Origin of the sequence: Aequorivita lipolytica (genome assembly GCF_007997135.1) — a bacterium.
Lineage (GTDB): Bacteria > Bacteroidota > Bacteroidia > Flavobacteriales > Flavobacteriaceae > Aequorivita > Aequorivita lipolytica.
Genome location: NZ_VORU01000043.1, coordinates 1 through 733, shown reverse-complemented (window position 1 = coordinate 733; position 733 = coordinate 1). Strand labels below are relative to the sequence as shown.

Genomic DNA, 733 nt, shown 5'->3' with positions numbered 1-733 from the left:
TAGAACCCTATTTAAACATTTTTACAAAAGCAGGACATCGTCCTGCTTTTTTTATTTTTCAAATGTTACGCATATCATAATTTGAATTACCTTCAATAGTGTAATTTTAAAACCTCACACTATGAAAAAGCTATTTATTTTTACAATAATCACGTTACTTTCAGCTTCTATTGCTCAATCTCAGGAATTCCGTCTTGGTGCGAAGGCAGGTTTAAACGTTGCCTCGCTAGGAGGTGACACCTTTTATGGCGGTCTTAATACTCGAGTAAGTTTCCATATAGGCGGTTTGGTGGAAATTCCATTGGTTGGCAAGTTCTCATTGCAGCCTGAGATTTTGTATTCTTCCCAGGGTAGCAGTTTTGATTATTATAACGGAACTTTTGTTTCCTTTAATGGAGATGTAAAACTAGACTATATAAATGTTCCCGTTTTGGCGAAATTCTATATCATAGAAGGTTTGAGTGCCGAAGCGGGACCTGTATTTAGTGTTCTGGTTTCTGCCGAAGAGGACGAATATAATGCTAGTGAAGAAGCAACGGTAAGAGTGGACTCCAAAGATAACTATAAGGGTTTTGACGCTGCTTTTGCCATAGGTGCTTCCTATCGCTTAAATATGGGGGTTTTCTTTAGCCTTCGTTATAATAAGGGATTGTTGGATGTTAACGACATCGATGGTTATAATGGGAAAAACCAAAACAATGTTTTTCAAGTATCAGCGGGATATTCGTTTTAA

1 protein-coding gene is annotated in these 733 nt (G+C 37.2%); it reads left to right on the top strand.

Translation table 11 applies throughout. From position 1 onward, the window contains the following. Positions 1-121: 121 nt before the first annotated feature. Positions 122-733: a porin family protein gene (locus ESV24_RS15200; protein ID WP_146951089.1), complete on the top strand. Its 612-nt coding sequence runs from the start codon at positions 122-124 to the stop codon at positions 731-733.

Excerpts from the sequence above, each read along its gene's own strand:
- ESV24_RS15200 (WP_146951089.1), top strand. The coding sequence starts at position 122 with ATGAAAAAGCTATTTATTTTTACAATAATCACGTTACTTTCAGCTTCT.